This is a genomic window from Pseudoalteromonas sp. Cn5-37 (assembly GCF_021532495.1).
Classification (GTDB): Bacteria; Pseudomonadota; Gammaproteobacteria; order Enterobacterales; family Alteromonadaceae; genus Pseudoalteromonas; species Pseudoalteromonas simplex.
In genome coordinates, this window is sequence record NZ_JAKGBA010000081.1 from 1 (window position 1) to 1,878 (window position 1,878).

Consider the following 1,878-nt stretch of genomic DNA (forward strand, 5'->3'; position numbering starts at 1 on the left):
CAACTGCTTGTAACTCATGGTAAATGCTTCTGTTTGTTTGGCGACGATAGAGTACCACCAACAGGCAGTTGATCTCTTCTCACCGTTTAACCATGAGTGGTGCACTTATTATCTGAATTCGGGCCAATATACATACTTAATGTTTTTAAAGAATCCAGTATTCTATCCCAACCGTTTTCTCGCACCAAAGCGCTAATTTTTCAGATGCATTAATCAAACTTTTGCAGCTACTTCTCACGTTAAGTCAGAATCATTAATATCTATTAAATTACCCAATATTGAGCCAGAAACAAATAGGAGAAGCGCAAACACACAGAAAAAATAACTCTGAACATACTATTTCTCAATCAGTTTTATTTAGAAAGATGAATCATACAAGAAGGAAAAGGAGAACGTATGAAAGTCCCCTTTCTTGAATGGATTATGACTAGGCTCTGCAGTTATCACCAAACGGGCATTTCCTGCCATTGTTTTATAGTTAACATCCGTGTTTATTTCACTCATAGTATTTCTCTATCCATTAATCAAAGCTCTTCAGTGAGCTCTTAGACATCATTTACACCAACCAATGCTGTCGCTTATTGTAGCTACCTCTTTTTTATGTTCGGTCAACCAAGACTCAATAGCTAATGACGATTTAAATTCAGACCCTGTACCTGGCCAGTAAAAATTTCCACTTTCATCAACACAAAGTGCTATATAGACAGGCTCTGAATTAAAAATAACATCTTCCCCAGCCTCAACATACATATCATAGTTTAAGCTCTTGATAGGTTTGCCTTTGTAAGTAGAGAGTACATCCGCATAATAAACATGCTTTTCCGAATTATCATCTTCTTGAAAAGCCTCTACTTTAGTGATTTTAACTTTCGCAAGAAACTGAACACTTTCTGATGCTACTTTGAACCCATTTAGCTCTAAGCTTTCAGTAACTTTAGCTAATACAGGCTTAGTTAAAGCCAAAAAAGCAAATACAATAATAAATATTTTTTTCATTAGGCCTCACTTCCTGCAACTGATGCATTTTGTGTATAAATAGGCAAACTCGCTGACAATGAATCAAAGCTAGTCGGAACTACACAGTTATCCCATACATCCTTTTTATACTTTGCTACATTAACACTGTTACTTTTATGCCTTGAAATACTCTAAGATACGTGGATTTGCTTTTTTGCCATCAAATTCTGTCTCTCCAACTTCAGCAAAAGCTGTTTTCATCCAAAACGCAGTTGTCACTGGCATAATTGGAGGCTTTTAACTTTACTTAGCAAGGCCAAACCCGCTAGTTTCTCGTTGATCTTTTTGTGAGTTCGGCCATTTGGGTCTATTTTTCCATCTGGACGCACCATACCTACAACTTTGCTTTGAAGCTGTTTTATTGCAGCAACTGTATTAGAGCTTTCTGGGCGGGAACCTAAACGTCCATCCACAACCAACACTTTTGTTGGTGAGATAAGTTTTAATAATTTATTTAAAGCGGTTTGAACTGTTTTAACATAGGCTGGGGTATTAACGCCACCTAGTCCAACAGATTGGGTTATTCTTATTGCTGACATATGAAAGTCCTTTTCTATAGTAGTGTCTTATTTAAAAATCTTCTCAGAAATAACTGAGCTTATGAGTGTTATTAAGTTCTGCACTAAATACAGCGTCTTGCAGATTAATTGCTAATTTGAACCCTCTAAGTTAATTTCAGTGCCAAATGGGACTACTAAAGCTTTTTCAACCATATGCCTTACTTTCTCATCATTTAAGGCGTTGTTTCCTAAAAGTTTGAACTATCTTGCCAGCCTGTGATCAGATCATCTATATCCTACTAGCCCGTGCAACAACAATGAGCAAAATCACAAACTGGTCTCACTATAATCAAGCCCTCGT

General features: G+C 36.7%; 2 protein-coding genes. Both read right to left on the reverse strand.

What is annotated here, in order from left to right:
* Positions 1–552: 552 nt before the first annotated feature.
* Positions 553–996 carry a hypothetical protein gene (locus L1266_RS22125; protein ID WP_235378357.1) on the reverse strand — a complete coding sequence of 148 codons (444 nt, stop codon included), beginning with the start codon at positions 994–996 and terminating at the stop codon, positions 553–555.
* A gap of 236 nt (positions 997–1,232) precedes the next feature.
* Positions 1,233–1,556 (reverse strand): hypothetical protein, encoded by a 324-nt coding sequence (locus L1266_RS22130; protein WP_054554032.1) that lies wholly within the window; start codon positions 1,554–1,556, stop codon positions 1,233–1,235.
* Between the last annotated feature and the right edge of the window lie 322 nt (positions 1,557–1,878).

Bases quoted from the DNA above. Each gene is read 5' to 3' on its own strand.
- L1266_RS22130 (WP_054554032.1), bottom strand. From the start codon at position 1,556: ATGTCAGCAATAAGAATAACCCAATCTGTTGGACTAGGTGGCGTTAAT.
- L1266_RS22125 (WP_235378357.1), bottom strand. From the start codon at position 996: ATGAAAAAAATATTTATTATTGTATTTGCTTTTTTGGCTTTAACTAAG.